The organism is Calothrix sp. FACHB-168, assembly GCF_963889195.1.
GTDB lineage: Bacteria > Cyanobacteriota > Cyanobacteriia > Cyanobacteriales > Nostocaceae > Aulosira > Aulosira anomala_A.
On record NZ_CAWPNJ010000050.1, the window covers coordinates 37,428 to 60,350 of the forward strand.

Consider the following 22,923-nt stretch of genomic DNA (forward strand, 5'->3'; position numbering starts at 1 on the left):
CTAAAATCTAAAATTCCTTGTCTCCCTGCCCCCCTGCTCCCTGCTTAACTGGATGATTAATCATGTGTCAAACTGGGCGCACTTTGTTAATTGTGGATGATTCCCCAGAAGACCGGGAACTTTATCGGCGCTATTTACGACGCGATCGCGAATATGCTTACAATATTTTCGAGGCGGAACTGGGGCGACAAGGATTAGAGCTATGGCAGCAGCACCAAATCGATGTGGTGTTACTTGACTATCGATTACCCGATTTAGATGGGTTGGAATTTCTCAATCGCTTACAATCTTTTTCCAAACAGCCTTGCTTACCAGTAATTATGGTAACCGGGGATGGGAATGAGGCGATCGCAGTCCAGGCGATGAAAGCCGGCGCACAAGATTATCTGGTGAAGGAGCAAATTACCCCAGAAGGGTTACAACTGGCGGTAAATGGCGCAATTGAAGCTGTGCAGTTACGCACGCAATTGCAACAGCGTATTGAACGAGAGCGTTTAGTCTGGCAAATTACTCAAAAACTCCATCAATCTCTCGATTTAGCAGAAATTTGGCAAACAACTGTGTCCCAGGTGCGGCAGTTTCTCCAAACTGACCGGGTTTTGATTTTCCGCTTGCAGTCCGATGGCTGGGGTACAGTGGTGACGGAATCTGTTGGTGCAGGTTGGATTTCCCTGCTCTCTACTTCACTACACGACCCTTGTCTCAATCAAGACTATCTGGAATATTTCCGTCAGGGACAAGTGACGCAGAAAGCAGATATTTATGATGGTAGTATTGATATCTGTCACGTTGAACTGTTAAAAAAGTTACAAGTCAGGGCAAACTTGGTAGTGCCAATTTTGCAAAATGGTAAATTGTGGGGGATGTTAATTGTCCATCATTGTCAAGCGCCCCGACAATGGCAAGCCTTAGAAGTTGATTTACTCAGAGAACTTGCTACTCAAGTAGGTATTGCTATCCAACAAGCAGAACTTTATCAACAGGCGCAGAATGAACTAGCGGAACGCAGGCGAACTGAAGTAGCTTTGCGAGAAAGCGAAGAACGCTTCCGCCAGCTAGCGGAAAATATTCAGGCGGTATTTTGGGTGACTGAACTGCCAGAACGGCATATTAGCTATGTTAGCCCAGCTTATAACCGCCTTTGGGGATTGGATGCCCAAGAGTTATATGATAGTCAACAAAGCTGGGTAAATTTGTTGCATCCAGAAGACCGGGAAGCAACGGAGAAAGCATTTCAACAGAAAGCAGCTGCGGGACTATTTGACCAAGAGTATCGGATTATTTTGCCTAATGGGAGGATGCGCTGGGTACGCGATCGCTGTTTTCCCATTCGTGATGATTTAGGTACAGTATATCGGCTTACAGGTATTGCTGAGGATATTACTGAACGCAAACACCAAGAACTTAACGAGAGATTTATCAATGAGCTAGAAGGGCGGCTGCGACAACTCACAGATGCTCAAGCAATGGTGTGGGAAATTATCAGCAGTCTCGGTACATATTTCCAGGTAAATCGCTGTACCTGGGGCGAGATTGATTGGCAACAGGGTCTAATTACTATCGAGCGAGATTGGTGTCCAAATGGCCCTAGTATGTCCGGTACATATTCTCTATCGAATTATATTACCCCAGAATTTCAAGCCACCTTTGCGGCTGGTAAGTTTGCCGCGATTGAAGACATCACAAAAGACCCCCGCACATCTGCTTTTGCTAGCAATCATCAGCCATATAACGTGAGAGCCTTGGCCAGCGTTCCGGGTATCTACCAGGGGCAGTGGGTAGCAAGTCTGACAATTTATTCCGCAATACCACGACTATGGCGCGAGGATGAAATAGCACTTTTGCAAGCAACTTTGGCTCGCGTCTGGGCGTTAATTGAGCAAACCCGCGCAGTTCAAGCATTACGCGCCAGTGAAACCCGCTTTCGCACTTCAGTGGAAACGATGTTAGACTGCTTTGGGATTTACCAGGCTGTACGCAATGACCAAGGCGAAATTGTTGATTTTCGGGTAGATTATATCAATAATGCCGCCTGCATCCACCATCAACAGACTTGCGAGCAATTACTGCCGGGATATGATGACCAAAGCTTATTTCGTGAATATTGTCAAGTGGTAGAGACTGGGCGATCGCTCATTAAAGATGATTTGGTTTATGCAGAAGAATCCGGACAAAAGCGCTTAGTCAGAGCATTTGATATCCGCGTTGCAAAATTTGCTGATGGCTTTATTGCTACTTGGCGTAATATTAGCGATCGCAAACTCTCAGAGCAAGCCTTAGAAGAAAGCCGAGAACGTTTTCGCTTGGTAACTAACGCTGTCAATGGTTTGGTATTTGACTGGAATTTAAAAACCAATGAAGTATATCGTTCGGAAAAACTTTTCGATTTGGTGGGTTTTCACCCGGAAGATGTGCCGGCTAGCGCTAGTTGGTGGCAAGAATTAGTCGATCCCGTAGATGTTGCCCGTTTACAACCACTAGTACCCAAATTATTTGGCAGTTCCCAACATCTTTATGAAGGTGAATATCGCGTGCGCCATAAAAATGGACATTGGGTAAATGTGTGGGAACGAGGCTGTATAATTCGCGACGATCAAGGACAGGTAATCCGCGTAGTTGGCTCTACGGTGGATATTAGCGATCGCAAACAAGCAGAAGCCGCATTACGCCAAAGCGAAGAACGCTATCGCTGTTTAGCAGAATTAATTCCCCAATTAGTTTGGACAGCTAACGCTCAAGGAGCCTTACTTGATGTCAATCAACGTTGGTTGGAGTTTACAGGATTAACCATAGAACAAGCCCGCACCGTTGGCTGGAAAGAAGTTGTGCATCCCGAAGATGTACCTGTGATGGCGCAAAAGTGGGTTGATTCTGTAAAAAAGAATACTCCCTATCAAGCAGAAGGTCGGATGCGGCGAGCAGATGGAGTATATCGCTGGCACTTACACCAAGCAGTCGGGCAAAAGAATGAGCAAGGTGAAATTATCAAATGGTTTGGGACTGCAACAGATATTGAAGCTCAAAAACAACTAGAAATTGAACGCGATCGCTTATTACAACTAGAGCAAACAGCTAGAGCAGAAGCCGAACGCGCCAACCGCATTAAAGACGAGTTTTTAGCGATTTTATCTCACGAATTGCGATCGCCCTTGAACCCAATTTTAGGTTGGGCAACGCTCTTACAAACACGCAAATTAGACGAAACCAAAACCCAACAAGCCCTAGCCAGTATTGAACGCAACGCCAAGCTGCAAACCCAACTCATTGATGATTTGCTCGATGTAGCCAAAATTTTGCGCGGTAAACTCAGTATGAATGCCACTCCCGTCAATCTCGCATTTGTAATTGAAGCGGCGATTGACACCATGCGCACCGCAGCCGTTGCCAAATCAATTTTGTTATATCCCGTATTATCACTAGTAGGCAGAGTATCGGGCGATGCTGGGAGAATTCAGCAAATTGTCTGGAATCTGTTATCTAACGCTATCAAATTTACCCCCAACAACGGACGGGTAGACATTCGCCTAGAACAAGTTGGGAATTCTGCCCAAATTACAGTCAGCGATACAGGTAAAGGTATCAACCGCGAATTTCTCCCCCATATCTTTGAGTCCTTCCGTCAAGAAGATGCTTCCACTACGCGCAAGTATGGGGGATTAGGTTTAGGATTAGCGATCGTTCGTTCCCTAGTAGAAGCGCATGGGGGAACGATTTGGGCAGAAAGCCAAGGTGAGGGACAAGGCGCAACATTTACAGTCCAATTACCCTTACTAGATATTGAGCCGCAAAAAAGCCAGTCTTGTCAATCAACCAAGCAAACAGTAGACATTAGCGGGGTTCGCATCTTATTGGTTGATGACGAACCAGATACCCGTGAATTATGCACCACCCTGCTGACTCAATACGGTGCCGAAGTTCTCACCGTCACCTCTGCCACCGAAGTTTTAGCCGCCCTGGAATCCTTTCAACCAAATGTGTTAGTCAGCGATATTGGTATGCCTGAAGTTGATGGTTATACCCTAATCCAAAAGATTCGTTCTCTACCACCAGAACAAGGCGGACAAATTCCCGCGATCGCCCTCACAGCCTACGCCAGAATTGAAGATCGGCAACGTTCCCTACTCGCAGGCTTTCAACAGCATATTTCAAAACCCATTGATATTGAAGAATTGCTACAAGTCATATTTGACATTATGTCTAATGGGGTTGACGGTTGACGGTTGACGGTTGACGGTTGACTATTGACCATTGACCATTGACTATTGACATTACCCCAAAACCTTCTTTCCCAAAGCTAAACAAATCGCATCATTTTGTGGGGTATGAATGCGGCTGCAAAGTACATCACGGTAATGTCTTTCTAAGGGGTTATGGCGCGATAAACCAGGATTGCCGATTAATGATAATCCTGTTTCTACAGCCCGAATTGCATTAGATGTAGTGATATATTTAACAGTCTGCGCCTGTAAACTTACGTTTTTATCATAATTTCCGTCATCAATATCATTGGCTAAACCATAAATTAGGCGATCGCTTGCATACAATAACGCTTCAATTTCCCCCATCGCTGTTTGAAAGCGGGGTAAACTCGCTAAACTCGCACCTAAATTACTAGGCGATCGCTCATTTAAATAACTTACTAGCCAATCTCGCGCTGCTTTGGCTACGCCTTGATATAATGCACTCAACCATAGACTATTAAGCGCTAATTGCAAGGGATCGGCAGACGACCAACCTGATAATGGACGCACATCCAAAGCATAATCTCTAGGAATTAAGACATTTTCTAAAATTAGGTCGTGGCTACCAGTCGCCCGCATTCCCAAATGATCCCAAGTTTCTTGAATGCAGACACCAGCAAAATTACGGGGTACAAGAAAATTACCTACACGGGGTTCTGCTTCTGTAGTGCGTGCCCAAACTACAAAGTAACTTAAAATTGGGCTACCTGTAGTGTATATTTTATGACCATTTAATAACCAACCATCAGCAGTATATTCCGCAGTGGTTGCTGGTAATCCGCCCCTTGCTGGTGTACCTAATTCTGGTTCCACACGCGCCGCATTTAATAAAGCGATACCTGCAACCGATTCCGCACACAACCGTTGATAAATCGCTTCCGGCCAGCGTCGGTTACGTCCAGCATGAGTATGTTGTAAATAATGCATCGTCAAGACTAACGCCGTAGCTGCATCCCCAGATGCGATCGCTTCAATTACCCGACAAACAGTAGCAAATCCCACACCTTGTCCGCCAAACTCTTGGGGAATCGTCAAATTCAAGAGTTGTGCTTGCTGGAGGGCGGTGAAATTTTCAAAAGGAAAAGAACCTTCGCGATCGTGAATTGCCGCGCGAGTAGCAAAATCAGCAGCCAAAGCAGCGACACGCAAAAATAAATCGCTGGTAGATATGACTGGAGATGTATTAACTGTGACCATATTTACTTATTTTGTGTCAGCAAAGAATGGTTGAGCAGATATCTTTACGTAATATATCTGTTATTGTTTCGTTAGATTTAGGACTTATGCAATAACTCTCTGAAACTCTTATTCTCTTGAAATTGTACAGACGCAATTCATCGCGTCTCTATCGCGTCTCTAAATAATTATGAAAAAACTAATTAACAACCCAGAAGACTTTGTCCGAGAAAGCTTACAAGGTATGGCTGCGGCTCATAGCGATTTAATTCAAGTGAGTTACGATCCTACCTTTGTTTATCGAGCCGATGCACCCGTACAGGGTAAAGTAGCCATTATTTCTGGTGGTGGTAGCGGACACGAGCCGATGCACGCGGGTTTTGTGGGGCGGGGAATGTTAGATGCAGCTTGTCCGGGAGAGGTTTTCACTTCACCCACGCCCGATCAAATGTTAGCAGCCGCCCAACAAGTAAATGGTGGCGCTGGTATCCTTTATATCGTCAAAAATTATAGCGGTGATGTGATGAACTTTGAAATGGCAACGGAATTAGCCCGCAGTGAGGGTATCCGGGTGCTGAATATTTTGATTGATGATGATGTGGCGGTGAAAGATAGCCTTTATACTCAGGGCAGGCGCGGTGTAGGTACAACAGTATTAGCAGAAAAAATTTGCGGTGCGGCGGCGGAACAGGGTTACGATTTGCCGCAAATTGCCGATTTATGCCGTCGGGTAAATTTGCATGGACGGAGTATGGGAATTGCCTTGAGTTCTTGCACAGTACCCGCTAAAGGTTCACCAACATTTACATTAAGCGATCGCGAATTAGAAATTGGTATCGGCATACATGGCGAACCCGGTAGAGAACGCATTTCCTTACAATCCGTAGATGAGATTACCGAAATTTTGACGCGATCGCTCATTGAAGATACAGGTTATCACCGCACAGTCAGGGAATGGGATGAAAACCAAGGCGAATGGGTAGATGTAGAATTAACAGATCCACCATTGCAAACAGGCGATCGCATTTTAGCATTCGTCAATGGTATGGGTGGTACTCCCCTTTCTGAACTATATCTGGTCTATCGCCAACTAGCACAAATCTGCGCCCAGCAAGGATTGCAAATCGTCCGCAATCTTATCGGCTCTTATATGACATCTTTAGAAATGCAAGGATGCGCAATTACCCTATTAAAATTAGATGATGAAATGCTCCGGCTATGGGATGCACCAGTTAAAACACCAAGCTTACGCTGGGGAATTTAGGGGACAGCGATCGCGCTAACGATTTTTTGATAAAGTGATGCTTTGTCAACGCTCTTCATCTCTATGTCGTCCCAGGTATCGCTCCCCCAATCGCTTCAGAAAGACCTACCGCTCACCGCTCTTGCGCCTATGCAGGATGTGACAAATCTCTGGTTTATGAAGGTGATTGCCCACTATGGTAGTCCTGACTACTTCTTTACTGAGTATTTCCGCGTCAATGATACCTCACGGCTCAATCGTCACATTTTGGCAGCAATCACCGAAAACGACACCGATCGCCCTGTTTTTGCGCAAATGATTGGCGAAAGCATTCCCGACTTAGTCAGAACAGCAAAGGAACTCTGCGGCTATAATATCGCGGGAGTTGACTTGAATATGGGCTGTCCAGCACCGCGAATCTATCGCAAAAATGTTGGGGGTGGATTGCTGCGAGAACCGGAAAAAGTGGAGCGGATTTTGGGAGAACTGCGACAAGCAGTCAACGATCGCCCTTTAACTGTCAAAATGCGCGTAGGCTTTGAAAATACAGATAACTTTGACAAAATCCTAGATATCATCAATCGCCACAGCATTGATTTGCTCTCTTTGCATGGTCGCACGGTGAAAGATATGTACCACGGGGTAGTGAAATATGATTTGATTGCCGAAGCGGTGAGAAGAGTTGATTGTCCAGTGCTGGCTAATGGCAATATTAACTCGGCGACAACAGCTATGGAAGTGCTGTCTCAAACAGGGGCTGCGGGTGTAATGGTGGGACGCTGGGCCATCGGGAATCCTTGGATTTTTCATCAAATTCGCCAGGTTTTGCGAGGAGAAGCGATCGCGCCCGTTCCTTTAGTAGAGGTACGCAACTATATTGATCGTTTATGGCAAACGCCCACAGCGTCAACTATGCCAATGCGATCGCGCGTAGGCTACTTGAAAATGTTCCTTAACTATATTGCCCTGAGTGTTGACGCTGAAGGTCATTTCCTGCGGCTGATGCGACAAACCCAAACCGAGGTAGAACTGTTTAATCTGTGCGATCGCTTTCTCCTGACTGATATTACGAAAACTTTAGCTCTAGCACCCTACGCAGGCGTTCCCTAAAAGCAAAACTAGGTGGAACAGTGTACTAGGGTCGCTTATCGAAGCCGCTATACAGCACCAAAGCACGCCCGTTTGCAGTCATTCTGCTAGGAATATCGTTTCTTTTGAGGATTTTGGTATTACTACCCCTTGTTTCTTCAACCCAAATTTCATAAGTGTCTTTATCAAAATATGCTTCGCCTACTCCAGCAAAACTAGCACTAGCATTATTGATTCTGAACAGGGGAACTTTTGGATCTTCTTTAGAAGTGGCATAAATCAATGCACCTAAAAGTTCAGTCAAGCCGCCATTGGCAGTTTCAATTTTTGTTTGAGCTTTCTCGGTTTTCATGCCCAAAATCCACAGTTTAGCGCCATTATTCACCACATTAGTTGCTGAACCACCTTCAGGATTAATCTGGCGTGCCCAAATGCTTTGCTTGGGATTGAGAAATCTCAGTTGTCCCATACTTGCATCATCAATGAACAGATCCCCAGTACCTTGACTTTCTAAATCAAGGTGCATCATACTGCGGAAAACTACAGTGCGATTAGCAACACTTTTCCACTTGAGCTTGGATTTATATCCTACAAAAAAGTTTTCGACAATCAACGTTGGTTGGTTCCCATTATCTGCAACTATCTCTCCATCACCCTCAATGATTCCGCCAGTACTGAGAAATCTTTGTACTTTTCCTCTGAGTTTTAGGGAACCGTCAATTGTAAACCTACCCTTATTTGGCACAAAGACAGTAGTAGCACCAGAATCGATGGCGGCTTGAAAAGCTGCTGTATCATCCTTTTTATCTTTGGGATTTGCGCCAAATTTCTCCACACTCGCCCAATTTTTGCGATCTTCCCATTCCAGCTTAGGAAATTGCTTAATTGGTAGTTGTAAAGAACGCTCTGGTGAAGGAAAGTTAGAGAGGATGGGACGGGAAGTAAATTCATCTACAGCCGCATTTTTGAGATTTTTTTCGGCTTTACGGGCATTACTGGTGAAAATGTTTCTATAGCCTGAAGATGTTACATTTCTGGCATAGACAAACCCAGCCGAAGAAATTGCCACAGTCTTGTTTGCTTTGCCACGTCCAATGAGTTTGGCATTCACCAAAGTTAATATACTACCTGGCTCGTTACCTTTATGAGGGTTTTTACCATTAATAATTGCAGGTACAGAATTAAAACTACTGAAACCCTCAAGACTCATTACCTGTCCGCCATTGTAAATACCTGCGCGTTTTTGGTCGCGGACTGTAATATTTTGCAATGTCACGCTATTAATCCCGTTATTTGTCAGGATTCCGTTGTCAAATCCGACAATTTCCACATCTTCTATTAACAGCGGCCCAATTTCGCCATGAGTTAATGCTAGGCCTGTTGTTCCTTGTCCGTCGGGAGAGATAATTTTCACACTGCGGACTGCGCCTTGATTATTAGCGGCAAAATTCAGTCCTTCTGCTCCCGGATTTTTATTGCCGATATTAATAGTCAGATTTCTCACTGAATTACTAAAACGTTGCGCTATCTTACTGGCTCGGAAATCTTCAGATTTAGGATTTTCATCGGGGTCAAACCCTGTAGATACTACTGGCCTTGGTTTTTCAGGATTTTGGAAATTAGGAGAGTTATCTTGGAGTTGAATAATTACCCCTTCTGTGCTTTGTCCTTGGAGTATAGTTCGCTTGTAATCAGAGCGGAAACGCTTACCTTTAGGCCAGTAGAGGGAATTAGAGATGTTATAGACTCCATTGGGTAAATAAATTACTCTGCTACCAGCAGGATACCGACTCAGCGCTTTTTGAATAGCTGCGGTATCATCTTGACTATCGTTGGGTATGGCTCCATATTCTGGTGCAGTTACATCAACGACAGTTGCATTTTCTGGATAAACAATATTTTCTTTAACTGATGTGACTGCTGCACCTAAAGCAACAATCTTACTTTCACTAGTTTGGCTGGACTGAGCGCAAGTAGTAGTTAAAAAAGCGATTAAAAATAATAAAGGGAGTAGTTTTAAGAATAATGCCCGAGGACGAATCATAAATGCATACTCTCTTGGCTAATTGCTACTTCCTACTCTTACACGAACTTCATCAACATAGCCGTACAAATTCGGATATATTGCGGCGTTACCTTATTTAATATTACCAAACTCAACAGAGGCGATAAATGGTCAGTCAAGAGCAGATTTTGCAATGGTTACAGCTATTTGCTAGGGAAATAGAGCAAAATAAAGCATATTTAACCGAATTAGACGCAGCAATTGGGGATGCTGACCACGGTATTAATATGGATCGGGGTTTTAAAAAGGCGATCGCTCAATTACCAACTGTTGCTGACAAAGACATCGGTAGCATTTTCAAAGCCGTCAGCATGACCTTAATTTCTACTATTGGCGGTGCGAGCGGCCCCCTTTATGGTACTTGGTTTCTCCGTGCAAGTACAGAGGTTGCAGGTAAGCAAGAACTAAACGAGCAAGATTTACTGAAATTACTGCAATCTGGTTTAAATGGCGTACTTAGCCGTGGTAAAGCTCAATTAGGAGACAAGACAATGATAGATGTCTTATCTCCTGCCGTAGTAGCTTTTGCACAAGTTGTCAATGAAGGTGGAGATACAGTCACAGGTTTGCAACAAGCAGTAACCGCCGCCGAACAGGGAATGAAAAATACTACACCGATGTTAGCCAAAAAAGGACGCGCCAGTTACTTAGGAGAACGCAGTATTGGACACCAAGATCCCGGCGCTACTTCTGCTTATTTGCTGTTGAAATGTTTGTTAGTGGTAGTCAATGGTTAGAGACGCGATGAACCCTTGTCTGTACAATTATCATTTGTCAGAGACGCGATGAATCGCGTCTGTACAATTGTCTCCCTTCCTGCTATTTAACTAAAATATCCGGTGTTGCAAAGAAGGCATTTGTCGGCGGACTTGTTCTAGGCGAGTGGGTTTAATTTCCGCGATCGCAATTCCTGGTTGTTCGCCAGCATCAGCTAAAATTACCCCCCAAGGATCGATGATTGTGGCATGTCCGTGGGTTTGGCGTCTGGCGTAATGAGTGCCGGTTTGGGCGGGAGCAATGACGTAACAGGTGTTTTCAATTGCTCTAGCTTGGAGTAATGTTTGCCAATGATCTTTCCCCGTGAAGGCAGTAAAAGCGGCTGGTATAAAAATTACATCTGCTCCTTTATCTGCTAAATGTCGATACAATTCGGGGAAGCGAACATCGTAACAAATAGACAGTCCTAAATTACCTAACTTCTCGGAAAAATGTACAGGTGGCAGTTGCTTCCCAGCCATGACTGTACTAGATTCTTGATAAGTATTACCATCAGGTACATTGACATCAAATAAATGTACTTTATGATATCTAGCAACTTCTTGTCCGCTAGGGTCAACGAGTATAGTGGTGTTGTAAAATTTGCCTGTATTTTCTACAAGCACGGGAAAGCTACCGCCCAGAATAGTCACTTGAAAACGCTGGGCCATTTTTTTGAGAAAGATTTCGCTTTCACGGGCGATGGCCTCTGCTTGAGCAAGTTTGTCTTTTTCCTCTCCCATAAAAGAAAAGTTTTCCGGCAAACCTACTAATTCAGCACCTCGACGCACGGCAAGATCAATTAATTCTTCTGCTTGTGCCAAATTTTTTTGTAAATTGGGCACGCTAGTTAACTGGATAGCAGCTGCTAAATAAGGCTTCATAGCTTCGACAACAAACAATGAATTGTGCGAGGTAGATTCCAACTATATCGTTACTTAAAGAACTGGGGAACTCCGTTAGACCAACAATAGGGTTGCTTTTCTTTAAGCAGCTGATGATACTTATCGCCTCAGATCAATCTTGCTATGGGTTATGGGAATTTGAACAGGTTTCAAGCTAGGTTGTTATCAAATGTTGATAAATGCGATCTCCTGTGGATACCTCTGCTCTCGTTCATACTTTTATTGCTGTATTTGTCTTAGCGGATGCGATCGGTAATATACCGATAGTGCTGATTTTAACTAAAGGGATGACACCAGAGGAAAGAAACAAAGTCATAGATAAGGCGATGGTGGTAGCGATCGCAGTTTTATTACTGTTTGCTTTTGCTGGGCAACTGATTTTGGATTATTTAGAAATCAGTATGGCATCTTTGCGAGTAGCTGGGGGACTATTATTACTGTTAATTTCCTTGCAAATGTTGCGCGGCGAATTAGATACACCGATTACCGAAGAAGGACGGGATGTGGCAATTACTCCCTTGGCTTTACCCTTATTAGCCGGGCCTGGTACCTTAACAACAGTCATGTTATTTATGTCAAAATCTCCCAGTTCGCCTATCAGTGTATTGTTAGGTATGGTTGCCGCAATGGTCATGAGTTGGGTAATTTTGCGTCTAGGAACCTACATTGACAAATGGATTGGTGCTGAAGGTGCAGTAATTGTGACTCAGCTTTTCGGATTTCTCTTAGCCGCGCTGGCGATAGAAATTGGTAGTACGGGAATTCGCGAGTTGTTCTTTCCATAGCCAACTTACGAAACTCCAAACAAGGGACTTCTAATTGTTTAAATACCCAATAAATTTGTAGTGCGAGCATCTTGCTCGCTGTTGAACATCAGCGAGCGAGACGCTCGCGCTAGGGAATATGGGTAATTTATTTTTTGTAAGTCCCTAATAAATCAATAAGGTTCAGTTAAGGATCAATGTAGTGCTTTGTCTCATTAATTCTGTGGGGTAAGTTTCTTCTTCTTTTCTCTTCCTACCTTGCGGGAACGACTTCGTCGAACGCGGTTCGTTTTTTACCTCGCAAAATTAATGGGACAGACCAGTAGTGCTTTGTCTCATTAATTATGTAGGGTAAGTTTTTTCTTCTTTTCTCTTCCTTCGCGCACTTCGCGTCTTCGTGGTTCGTTTTTTACCCCGCAAAATTAATGGGACAGACCAGTAGGTTGGGTTGAACGAAGTGAAACCCAACAAATCGCCGAAAATGTTGGGTTTCGTTCCTCAACCCAACCTACACGGTTTAAGGTTTTTGATGCTAACTGAACGGTATTGCCTAATAAATTATTTTGCTGCATCTCCTTTGTTACTTCTCAAGCAACAATGATTTTGCAATGACGCCCTCAATCCTGTTCCCTAGTCCCTATTTTGCCCAATTGCGTCAAATCATCCGGTAACTATGGCAAGATGACTGCAATTCATCACAGTGAGGAGAAAAATTACAGGATGAATCCAGTGCGATCGCTAATACAAGTGTTTGGTAGCCGTAAAATGGCGGCTTTATTATTTCTCGGCTTTGCATCGGGGTTACCATTACTCTTAATCGGTAACACTTTAAAGGCTTGGATGACTGTAGAACAGGTAAATTTGGCGGCTATTGGCTGGTTTAGCCTCGCTAGTTTACCTTATTCATTAAAGTTTCTTTGGTCACCATTTCTTGACAGATTTACTGTCCCCTGGTTAGGGCGGCGACGGGGTTGGTTAATTTTGACGCAGTTGGCGTTAATAGTTGCGATCGCAATTATGGCATTCCAGCAACCAAAACAAGCTTTACAGCTACTAGCCATTAACGCCATAGTAATTGCTTTTTTAAGTGCAACTCAAGATATTGCCGCAGATGCTTACCGCACCGACGTTTTAGAAAAACTAGAAATGGGTGCAGGTGCAGCAGTATTTATTTTGGGTTATCGCATCGCCTTGTTAGTTGCAGGTGCTTTAGCCTTAATCCTTGCCGATCGCATTCCCTGGTCATCGGTTTATTTATTAATGGCAGGTACAATGGCATTGGGGATTTTTGCCACTTTGTTTGCACCAGAACCAGCAGAAATTAGTCCTCCCGCTTCGTTATCAGAAGCCGTAATTTTACCTTTTGGCGAATTTTTTCAACGCCAGGGCGTCCTCCAAGGATTTTTAATGCTGGTATTTATTACCCTGTACAAATTGGGTGATGCTTTACTGAGTAACATGACCACGCCGTTTTTGCTACAAGTTGGTTTTACCAAAACCGACATCGGCACAATTCAAGTAGGTATGGGATTAATTGCTACCATAGTTGGGGCGTTAGCTGGGGGAGCAATTTTAAGTAGAATCGGCATCAATCGCTCGCTCTGGGTGTTTGGAGTTTTGCAAGCTGTAAGTAATTTCGCTTACTTGGCTCTAGCTTATACAGGTAAAAATTATCAAGCTATGGTGCTGGCTATTAATATAGAACAGTTCTGTGGGGGTTTAGGCACAGCAGCTTTTGTGGCATTCTTAATGAGTCTGTGTAACCAGAAATTTTCTGCCACCCAATATGCTTTACTTTCTAGTTTAATGGCTGTTAGTCGTGATATTCTGGCTTCTCCCGGTGGAGCGATCGCCCAAAACACAGGTTGGCCATTATTTTTTATCATTACCATTGTGGCAGCTGTTCCCGGACTGTTGCTATTACCAATATTTGCCCCCTGGAACCCAAAACCAGCAACAATGACAAGACCAGGACTTGAGGAAGAAGAGGATTTATGGGAAACCAAGTAGTGATTATTGTCGGCACGTTTATCCTCTTGCTGACTGGCCTATTACTAGGCTACGTTCTCTCCCAATTAGTATTAGGATTTTTAGGCTTTAACCTCCTAAATTTCTTGGGAACACTCAGTCTGATTCTGATTTTTGGCACCCTGTATTATGTTCTATTTTGGCAACTGCGCCGAGAACAAATGCGATCACAAGCATTCAATCCCGGATTATCCAACCAAACCGAGGCATTTTCCTATGAAAACGACCTCAAAAATAGATTAATTGCTCGCTTAGATGGTGACATCAACACTGCTGAACAGTTAATAGAGCAAGCTAGGCAAAATAATCCAGGGATGTCTGAAGATTGGTATATCCAGAAAGCAATTGACGATTTTGACAGCGATCGCGAATAACTTCTGTTGGTAAATCCCAGAACATCGCTAAAATAAATCAAGCAAACGTTACAAATCTACAACTATTAAATTGTTCGCTGTTGATGGTTCACAGTTAACAGTCAACAATCAACAGTCAACAGTCAACATCCCTAGCTCCTTCTCACCCCAATTATGGCTATTTTTCGTCAATACATTGCCCCTTTGCTGGTAGTGCTAGTATTTATCCTGGCTTTAGTAGCCGTTAGCGCCCGCATCTTTTTACCTTCAGATATGGCAGCACCAGCACCTATTGAAGAAGTTGGAGTAATTGTTACCCAACATCACTCAATCAGCTAAATTTCAATCAGTCAAGGGACATCCAATTTTTTAAATACCCAATAAATTTGTAGTGCGAGCATCTTGCTCGCTGGTGTTCAAAAGCGAGCAAGATGCTCGCACTACGAAAGGGTAATTTATTTTTTGTAAGTCCACAATCGCGAAAATCTTTCTCCCCTAACCCCTAACCCCTAACCCCTAGCCTCTAGCCCCAAAATGCCTGAACAACTGCTACCAGGGTATAGTATTCGCCTTGGCTCCGCCTTGAATCGGGCGTTACTAGTCAAATTCATGCAACGGAGCTACCAAGATATCTTTCCCTCTGAAGATTTTTCTCACCTAGCGCAAACCGTCGAGCAATATTTCTCTAGTAAAACCCCCTTGTGGTGGGTAGATGAAGAGGAAAGGGCGGATGAGCAGGGGAGCAGAGGAGAATTTTCTCCCTTGTCCCCCTTGTCTTCCCCCTCCCCCGTCGCTTGTCTTTGGGTAGGAAACGCCATCGATCAACTTAGTGGTAGCCGCCACGCGCATATTTTTCTGTTGTACGTTGTTCCCGAACATCGGCGACGGGGTATTGGTACAGCTTTGATGAAATATTTAGAAAACTGGGCAACTCAAAGAGGCGATCGCCAAATTGGGTTACAAGTATTTCAATCTAACCAAGCCGCTTTGAATCTTTACGATCAACTTGGCTATCAAACCCAATCCCTGTGGATGGTAAAATCACTCAATATAGAAAAATAAACTAGTGCAGCATGGCATGAATACTTAGGCAGTTAAAATGTGACTAAAAAGTAGCTTTTATAGACATACAGTCTTCTGCTTGCTGCCTCACTTAGACTTGCTACCCTGCGGTTTCTCCAAAAGAGTACGGTTGCTCTCAACAACTCATACTCAGTTGTCACCCAGGGTATTCGAGGTATTACCATCTGCCTACTGCCTTCTTGCACTATTATGTATGACGAAGAAGACCTAAGCCTACTCGATCTCGATGTTGAGCTAGAAAGTCCCCTAGATCGCATGGAGCCACTAACTGCTGAAGCAGAAGTGGTAAAACCCGATCCAGAGGTGATGCTAGCTCTGTTAGAAAATCCCCAACCGCAGCAACGAATGCTAGCGGCGCGTGCTTTTTGTGACCTAGAAGACAAACGCGCTATTCCCCATCTCATCGGGCTGTTAACCGATACATGTCCTTTAGTGCGGGTAAGTGCAGCCTACGCCATAGGACGCAACCCCAGTCAGGATGCAGTAGAGCCGTTAATTACTCAACTCAACCGCGACTGGAACGGCTATGTCCGTAAAGGTATAGTATGGGCTTTAGGAAATTGCCGCGATCGCCGTTCTTTAGCACCCCTAGCTGACGCTTTAAGAACCGATATTTCCGCCGTGCGATTATGGGCTGCTAGTGCTTTAGCACAAATGGCAGAAGTCAATTATGAATCAGTTGTAGGAGCCATCCCACCACTAATTGAAGCCTTAGTCAAAGATCCTATAGCTGCTGTACGTAGTAACAGCGCTTGGGCTATTGGGCAATTATGCCGCGAACTACCATCTAATGTCATTTATGCCTCAGCAATTGATGCTTTAATTGAAGCCTTTGCTGAAGATCAAGACTTAGGTGTCAGAGAAGACGCTAAAGCTTCCTTATTGGGTGTAGGCGATCCTCGCGGTTTGCAGTTGATCGAAACCTTAGAACAAGAAGGATTATTCTAGTTATTGCTTGGACGAATTTTAATCACCACGTACTCAGCACGGAAGTGTTGCCAAATTTAAGATAAACTCTTGAACAACATCTTAGCCTTGCACTATCTCGGTGCAAGGCTATTAGTTTATCCATTTACAGCTATTTTCAGGTAAATAGACCACACTGTAGGGGCACAGCTTTCGATAGGTGTGCTTCAGATAGGTAAAAACTGCTGTAAATAAAGAATGTTATCGGCAAAAATGAGTATTTACTCATCGAATAGTTAATTATTAAAAAATAATTAAAAAATTGCATATTGCTTCTTTTAAGTGGTGATAGATAAATGCTTCAAGTAAAAGCATTGGCACAGTCATTAAGTGACTACTCAGCTACAACAGGATTACAGTATGCTTCAATACACAGAAAAGCCCTGCTTTGTTTGCAAGAAGATGATTCGTTACCGCATGGAAGTAGAGATAACCGCAAATGGTACCAGTAAAATTTATTGGCAACCAATTGATGTCACCCCAGATCAACCAGATATCAATAAATGTCCCATATGTCGTCGCCAAGTTTCTAGAATCTTCGGTTATTCGATCAAAGCTTGTTTAGGGCTGAGTTAAATGCGCAAATAACAATTTTATCGTAAATAAAAGGGTTTAAGACCCCTGCGTCTATACGTAGTATCATTTTCAGTCGGGGTTTAAATCCCCGACTGAAAATGTCTTTAATTTTGAATTTTGAATTGTTAATCAGTGGGTACTGCCAACAAAGGCTGATACAGTAGACCTTTGGGGTATAAGGCAATACCCACTTTTAGACAAAACTCGATCCTTTGTGGATAAAGTTTTGTCTGAAAGTTCTTAACCTTCCTTAACTTGCAAGCCCGCCTGAACTAAATCAAAATTGTCGGGAAAATGGGTATTGCGATCGCAATCTGCTTTCTCAAACTTTGCTCCTGTTAAATCAGCAGAGCGCAGATTCGCAGAAAATAATAACGCTCCTCGTAAATCAGTATCTTTGAGATTCGCCTGACTCAAATCGGCAAAGCTTAAGTCAGAACCTCTCAAGTTCGCACCACTCAAGTTAGCTTGGCTCAAGTCAGCATAGCTCAAGTCAGAACCTTTGAGGTCAGCACCTTCTAAATTAGCATCACTCAATTCGGCCCTACTAAAGCTACGGTGTCCTAGTGCGTAGCCTTCTAAGATACCAGCTACAGTATTAATGGGTTGTTGCGTATTTTTTTCAGTCATTTCCTCACGAGTTCCTCAAATTTATTTCCTAGTTTTAAAAATATAGCGAGCGGTACAGTTGCATAAAAAATTTTTAGGAGGGTTAACTCATACTACGAAGATGATATCCCATACCACATAAAATTATGCATAGAAAATATTTCTATAACTTATCCACGCTCAATAAATTCTTGGCGTCCTTGGCATCCTGGCGCTTAGATAAATTAAGCTTTTTGCTAATTTATGCTTAATTTATAATTTTGTGCTTATACCCAAATGTCACATTTTTTCTAATTCTGATTAACTTCTAGCTTCATTCAGTTAGGCAGAGGTTAACCCTAATAAAAAATACCCCAGTAAGAAATATTTGATGGCTCTGATAGCTAACAAGAAAGAGTCATAACTTCCCATTAGCTTTTACAGCAGATTAAAACTTTGTAGGTTTGGCATTACCCACCGAAATAATTAATATTTATTAAATAAGTAAATCGGTGTGAATAAACCAAATTATATAGATTTTCGTACTTAAACTCCAACCCGATCAATACTATCTGTCAAATTTTCTGCCTAAAGAACAACCCCACAGTTATGTGAGGTTGCTGGATACATTCAAGTTCAGTTTTTGTAAGTAAAGGCCGGAGCTAGGACTTTTTCTAACCTTCTTGTATCTTATAGTACCGTAATAGTTATTACCTTAGACCTTGCAATCAGCCAGTTTGTAATGTGTCCAATAGGGTGAGTGTATTTGCTGAACTAGGAAGAAGCAGTTGAGCTTTTAATGGCGTAATTTTCTACAGGGACTGTGGCAATTTCCGGTTCAACGGCTGTTAAATGTAGCTCTAAAATTTCTAAATTACGAATATTAGATTTATAGAAAGCGTCAAACAAATCGCCTACCAAAGGCACAGTACCAACAACCGCCTCTAAACCTACATTAAATATCATTTTCGCTAAATCTCGGTGTGGTAGACCAAAGCGTGTGGCTAAAAATATAATATAAGCTGAAAACGCTGTACTAATTAAATCACCTGCACCAGGAATCAACCCAATAATCGGGTCTATTCCTATACGAAAACCTATACCAGGAATGCGTATAGATGTATCCATCAGGCGACTAAGTTTGCGGATGCGGTTGAGAGTAGCAAGGCGTTTAGCTGCGTCCATAATTTACGATATTTCTACTACTATTAGGTTGCCCTAATTGAGTCTGACTTGTCCTGTATCACGAGAAATAACTGTTGACTGATGAATGTTGACTGATGACAACTGTACGGGCGGGTTCACAAATATCCTCACTGAGCAACGATTATTCTCAATAAACCCGCCCCTACTGACTGTTGACTATTTCAATTGCCAATTCTATGTTGTTGGCTATTTGCTGCTACCCCTAATTTCGTCGTACTTGGCACGCACAGCTTGTATATCTTGCCACATGAGCCATTTCGGACTATTTACTTCTCTGGAAGGGTTACGCAGTAGATAGGAAGGGTGGAAAATTGGCATACACAAACGCCCTTGCCACTCGATCCACTGTCCGCGAATTTTCGTAATCCCCCGTTTATCACCAGTTAAACCTTTAACAGCAGTGGCACCAGTTAACAGAATAATTTTTGGATCTACCAGGCGAATTTGTTCTAATAAATAAGGCAAACAAGCTGTCATTTCTTCAGTAGTCGGAACCCGATTCTCTGGTGGGCGGCATTTGTTGATGTTACAAATGTATACATCATGCTCTGTACTGAGATGGGCAGATGCTAAAATTTTCTCTAATAACTGCCCAGATTTACCGACAAAGGGTAAACCTGTTTCGTCTTCATTTTGACCTGGTGCTTCCCCAACAACCATAATCTGTGCTTTGAGATTTCCACGTCCTACGACTGCATGAGTACGGTTGTCTCCTAATCCACAACGATGGCACTGATTGCAGTGTTGTGCCAAATCAGTCATGTCAGAGTATGTATTAGGAGGTATGGGAATTTTGGTGTCTGTGGGAATTAGGTTTTTTTGGTTAAAGTTGGATTCGTCAAATAGACTGAGTTGGGTTTCGTTGCTCATGACAATCTGAACTTGGGGGTAAGTAGCACCTGTAAAATTTGCGGGCAATATTTACCAAGCCTTTATTGTATCAGTTGTCTGTGTTGAAAATAGGAAACAGGGAACGGGGAACAGGGAAGAGAAATTTTCATGCTTGGTTGTGCCAAAACCTGCTGTGAATGGCTGTGTTGAAAATAGAGGCGCTTAGGCTAGGGGAGAGAGATTTGAGATTTTTTTGATAGTCAGAATTATTCCAGTTCCATTGTTTGATATTGCATGGCTTTGGCATAATCGCCTAAGGCGTAGCAAGCGAGTTTGAGACTAGCGAGTGCTTGTTCTTGACTGCGAATGTCTTTTAAGGCTTTGGCTAAAAATAAACGTTGTTCGTGATAGGCGATCGCTTTGTTATAATCGCCTAAAGCCTCACAAGCTACTCCTAAACTGCCTAAAGACTGTTCTTCACTGCGCTTGTCTTGAAGTTCTCTGGCTACTTGCAATCGTTCTTCGTAATAAATCATCGCTTTGGCATAATCGTTTAAAGCATAGCAAGCATTACCTAGATTTTTCAGGACATGTACAGCACTACGCAGATTTTTCAGAGAACGACATAAGACTACACACTTTTCATAATATGCGATCGCTTTTGTGTAATCATCTAATGCATACCATGCATTACCTAAATTTTTGAGTACTTGTTCCTCTCCCCAACGGTCTTGCAGTTCTTGAACAATTGTTAAACTCTGTTCTTGATAATTAATCGCCTGTTCCAAGTTACCTAAGGCTTTATACAATAAACCCAGATTATTTAAAGCTGCGACTTGACTGCGCTTGTCTGACTGTTGCTGAGTAATTTGCAAACTTTCTTCTAAAAACTTAATAGCTTGTTCATAATTATTGATGTGACGGTAAGAATTTCCTAAATGGGAAAGCACTTGTATCCGCAAAGATATCTCTGATTCCTCTCCCATCAAGGATAAACATTGTTGACAATAGGAAATAGTTTTTTGGTAGTCTCCTACTGTATAAGCTATTAATGCTAATAAAGACAATACCTGTTCTTGTCTAGCAGAATGGCCTGCGGCTTGAAACAGGACAAAAGACGCTTCTAAAGTCTTAATTGCTGCGGTTAAATCACCAGCTTTTTGCTGTTTTACTCCTTGTCGCAGTAGTTGAGATGCTTCTGATAACTGATGGTTACTTTCTTCGTAAAGAGTGATATCTTCTGGCGAAGCTTGGTCAAAATTATGGGTAATGGTGTTCTGCTGCTTTAATTTCCCGTATTTTTTGGGAACATTTAAAGGATCTTTATTCTGAAAGTTAGGATTCCATTCGCCTGTAGACATCGACCAAGTCCTATTAAGTTTGGTGATACAGCAGATTGCCAGTTGGTGAGGTACAAATTATCGTTGATTGTAGGGGCACTGGCACTGCCATGCCCCGAAGCGCGTACCTCATTTACCTGAAATATGCTGTATGTTCTAGTATGCCCAAAATCCTCAGTAAACCTTCATGCAGTCTAATTTCCTACGACTTCTGCCGTAAAATTACATTTTCACCCCTAGATTTTTCTAACTTAACGAAGTTTTTCTCTTACCTCCATTAAAATTATTCCCAACATATTTTTACCACTACCATCAGCGCCACAACCCCAGTAAAAATCTATCGGGGAGTTTTCAATAATTTCTTCATTACCTGTAGAAAGTAAAATTTCTCTAATATCTGCATGGGTAGTAAATTTTTGCAGTACAGCTTTTCTCATCACATCATCTTTAACTTGTTCCCAATCCTTTCTGAGAGGACGACTGCGTTCGCGCCCCATTTTTGCTGCTTCTTTAGGGCTTTTAACTAACCGGATTTGTTCTACATGGTCAGTACCAATAAATTTTTGTGCTTGAAAATAATGCTCGCTAGTCAGCCAATACAAGCCATCTAATTCAAAACCGTGGCGTGAAAAGTTGGAAAAACAACCATATTCTTCGCTAACAGTATAAAAATAAATTGTCATATTTTTTAACAGTAGTAATAAACTGAAAGGACAGTATTATATTTATATTTTAGCCAATGTTATTGATCGCCTATTAGGAACTTCCAAATAAAAAATCTTCCCATCATTAACTTACCATATCCGCAAATTGTAGGGGCGGGGTAACCCCGCCCCTACAATTTGGCATAATTTATTTTTTGTAGTTCCATTAATTGTTGATAACAAAAGATTAATAGCTGCTAATATTTGGTAATTTAATAACAAAAAGTTACGAAATTTAGAGTCAGTTTGACACATTTTTGGGAGAGTGCATAGCCTGAAATTAATAGGATAAAGCTGATTTTTACGTTCTCTGTTCGCTCCCAGCTAATTCTTTTGGTTCGTAGTGACGACATCCCTGACAAGGCCCGTCGGGATTGACAGCGCAACGGATATAGCCGGATCTAGCATTGAATTTGCAGCTGATGTCACCAACTAAGTAACCAACCCCTTCTAGATAATAGCGTTCCCCGGAGAGGCTGCCGCCAGTATCGCCTTCAATAGACCTAATATTTTGTCTAACCCGCATCCCTGAGACATTCATGGCTGCTTGTCTCATTCTTAAACGTGTCCGCAAATGAGTTTTGCGGATTACCCACAGGGAGAACAGGGAAGGTAAGAAACCAATGGCGATTACCAAAAGAGTCCTTAACATTTTTTCCTTAACTGTTTGATTTGCTGATTTATTACCCCTGATATTGCACTAGGATTGTTTTTCTAAGTGCAGCTATTAGGTAGTTTCGCCTTTGTGCTTTGACAGTAAATTTGCCAACTACAAAGGCTCGTGGTGCTAGAGACTTTAAACAAGAATTATCTATTACCACTGTAAAACAGCATAACTTTTACAGTTTATCGGTTGGGCGATAGTTATGATTTCGGATCTTTAAGATTTTTGACATACTCACCGACTACTGGAGTTTAGACTAAACACATGACAAAGTAACTCAGGATAACTGAGTGACAAGCTTTACACCCAAAAATGGAAAAATCAACGAATTAAGTAGATTGTGGT

20 protein-coding genes are annotated in these 22,923 nt (G+C 42.6%); 11 read left to right on the forward strand and 9 right to left on the reverse strand.

All coding sequences use genetic code 11. The features are described from left to right. Positions 1-62: 62 nt before the first annotated feature. Positions 63-4,217 (forward strand): PAS domain-containing protein, encoded by a 4,155-nt coding sequence (locus AACW45_RS27215; protein WP_199331246.1) that lies wholly within the window; start codon positions 63-65, stop codon positions 4,215-4,217. A gap of 51 nt (positions 4,218-4,268) precedes the next feature. Here the strand turns inward: AACW45_RS27215 and AACW45_RS27220 are convergent, their stop codons facing one another. Further along, entirely contained in the window at positions 4,269-5,438 is a 1,170-nt protein-coding gene (locus AACW45_RS27220) for an acyl-CoA dehydrogenase family protein (protein WP_190636157.1), read from the reverse strand. A gap of 169 nt (positions 5,439-5,607) precedes the next feature. On the opposite strand from AACW45_RS27220, the gene dhaK reads away from it, so the two are divergent. Together dhaK and AACW45_RS27230 are read left to right on the forward strand one after the other, a co-directional pair. Next, positions 5,608-6,681: a dihydroxyacetone kinase subunit DhaK gene (dhaK, locus tag AACW45_RS27225; RefSeq protein WP_190636159.1), complete on the forward strand. Its 1,074-nt coding sequence runs from the start codon at positions 5,608-5,610 to the stop codon at positions 6,679-6,681. A gap of 63 nt (positions 6,682-6,744) precedes the next feature. After that, positions 6,745-7,770 (forward strand): tRNA-dihydrouridine synthase family protein, encoded by a 1,026-nt coding sequence (locus AACW45_RS27230; RefSeq protein WP_190539512.1) that lies wholly within the window; start codon positions 6,745-6,747, stop codon positions 7,768-7,770. A 25-nt stretch (positions 7,771-7,795) separates the two neighbouring features. On the opposite strand, the gene AACW45_RS27235 is transcribed toward AACW45_RS27230, so the two are convergent. Continuing rightward, positions 7,796-9,793, reverse strand: a complete 1,998-nt coding sequence (locus AACW45_RS27235; RefSeq protein ID WP_190636161.1) for a glycosyl hydrolase family 28-related protein — start codon at positions 9,791-9,793, stop codon at positions 7,796-7,798. 128 nt (positions 9,794-9,921) lie between these two features. Between AACW45_RS27235 and dhaL the strand changes: the two genes are divergently transcribed. Beyond that, positions 9,922-10,551: a dihydroxyacetone kinase subunit DhaL gene (gene dhaL / locus AACW45_RS27240; RefSeq protein WP_190636163.1), complete on the forward strand. Its 630-nt coding sequence runs from the start codon at positions 9,922-9,924 to the stop codon at positions 10,549-10,551. 90 nt (positions 10,552-10,641) lie between these two features. Here the strand turns inward: dhaL and AACW45_RS27245 are convergent, their stop codons facing one another. Beyond that, positions 10,642-11,454, reverse strand: coding sequence for a carbon-nitrogen hydrolase family protein (locus tag AACW45_RS27245; protein WP_190636165.1), 813 nt, complete (start codon positions 11,452-11,454; stop codon positions 10,642-10,644). Positions 11,455-11,666: 212 nt separating this feature from the next. Here AACW45_RS27245 and AACW45_RS27250 point away from each other — a divergent pair, with 212 nt between their 5' ends. From AACW45_RS27250 to AACW45_RS27280, 7 genes are all read left to right on the forward strand, one after another. Beyond that, positions 11,667-12,260 carry a MarC family protein gene (locus AACW45_RS27250; protein WP_190636187.1) on the forward strand — a complete coding sequence of 198 codons (594 nt, stop codon included), beginning with the start codon at positions 11,667-11,669 and terminating at the stop codon, positions 12,258-12,260. A 699-nt stretch (positions 12,261-12,959) separates the two neighbouring features. After that, positions 12,960-14,249 carry an AmpG family muropeptide MFS transporter gene (locus tag AACW45_RS27255; RefSeq protein ID WP_190636189.1) on the forward strand — a complete coding sequence of 430 codons (1,290 nt, stop codon included), beginning with the start codon at positions 12,960-12,962 and terminating at the stop codon, positions 14,247-14,249. Beyond that, on the forward strand, positions 14,234-14,641 hold the full coding sequence (locus AACW45_RS27260) for an ABC transporter permease (protein ID WP_190636167.1): 408 nt from the start codon (positions 14,234-14,236) through the stop codon (positions 14,639-14,641). Before AACW45_RS27255 ends, AACW45_RS27260 begins: the two co-directional genes overlap by 16 nt. A 153-nt stretch (positions 14,642-14,794) precedes the next feature. Continuing rightward, positions 14,795-14,959: a hypothetical protein gene (locus tag AACW45_RS27265; protein ID WP_190636169.1), complete on the forward strand. Its 165-nt coding sequence runs from the start codon at positions 14,795-14,797 to the stop codon at positions 14,957-14,959. A gap of 195 nt (positions 14,960-15,154) precedes the next feature. Beyond that, complete coding sequence (locus tag AACW45_RS27270; RefSeq protein WP_190636171.1) at positions 15,155-15,682, forward strand: GNAT family N-acetyltransferase; 528 nt, start codon at positions 15,155-15,157, stop codon at positions 15,680-15,682. Between the two features lie 210 nt (positions 15,683-15,892). Next, entirely contained in the window at positions 15,893-16,651 is a 759-nt protein-coding gene (locus AACW45_RS27275; RefSeq protein WP_190539497.1) for a HEAT repeat domain-containing protein, read from the forward strand. A gap of 378 nt (positions 16,652-17,029) precedes the next feature. Next, positions 17,030-17,245: a hypothetical protein gene (locus AACW45_RS27280; RefSeq protein WP_190539496.1), complete on the forward strand. Its 216-nt coding sequence runs from the start codon at positions 17,030-17,032 to the stop codon at positions 17,243-17,245. A gap of 240 nt (positions 17,246-17,485) precedes the next feature. Here the strand turns inward: AACW45_RS27280 and AACW45_RS27285 are convergent, their stop codons facing one another. The 6 genes from AACW45_RS27285 to AACW45_RS27310 form a co-directional block, all read right to left on the reverse strand. Next, positions 17,486-17,875: a pentapeptide repeat-containing protein gene (locus AACW45_RS27285; protein WP_190636173.1), complete on the reverse strand. Its 390-nt coding sequence runs from the start codon at positions 17,873-17,875 to the stop codon at positions 17,486-17,488. A 732-nt stretch (positions 17,876-18,607) separates the two neighbouring features. Next, positions 18,608-19,018, reverse strand: coding sequence for a DUF4112 domain-containing protein (locus AACW45_RS27290; RefSeq protein WP_190636175.1), 411 nt, complete (start codon positions 19,016-19,018; stop codon positions 18,608-18,610). A 207-nt stretch (positions 19,019-19,225) separates the two neighbouring features. Next, a complete protein-coding gene (locus AACW45_RS27295; protein ID WP_190636191.1) occupies positions 19,226-19,909 on the reverse strand; it encodes a uracil-DNA glycosylase in 684 nt (227 codons plus the stop codon). 227 nt (positions 19,910-20,136) lie between these two features. After that, a complete protein-coding gene (locus tag AACW45_RS27300) occupies positions 20,137-21,231 on the reverse strand; it encodes a tetratricopeptide repeat protein (protein WP_190636176.1) in 1,095 nt (364 codons plus the stop codon). A gap of 230 nt (positions 21,232-21,461) precedes the next feature. Further along, the gene (locus tag AACW45_RS27305; protein WP_190636179.1) at positions 21,462-21,893 is read right to left on the reverse strand and encodes an NADAR family protein; all 432 of its coding nucleotides are present in this window, start codon (positions 21,891-21,893) and stop codon (positions 21,462-21,464) included. 322 nt (positions 21,894-22,215) lie between these two features. Continuing rightward, on the reverse strand, positions 22,216-22,566 hold the full coding sequence (locus tag AACW45_RS27310) for a DUF6464 family protein (protein ID WP_190539485.1): 351 nt from the start codon (positions 22,564-22,566) through the stop codon (positions 22,216-22,218). Positions 22,567-22,923 lie beyond the last annotated feature (357 nt).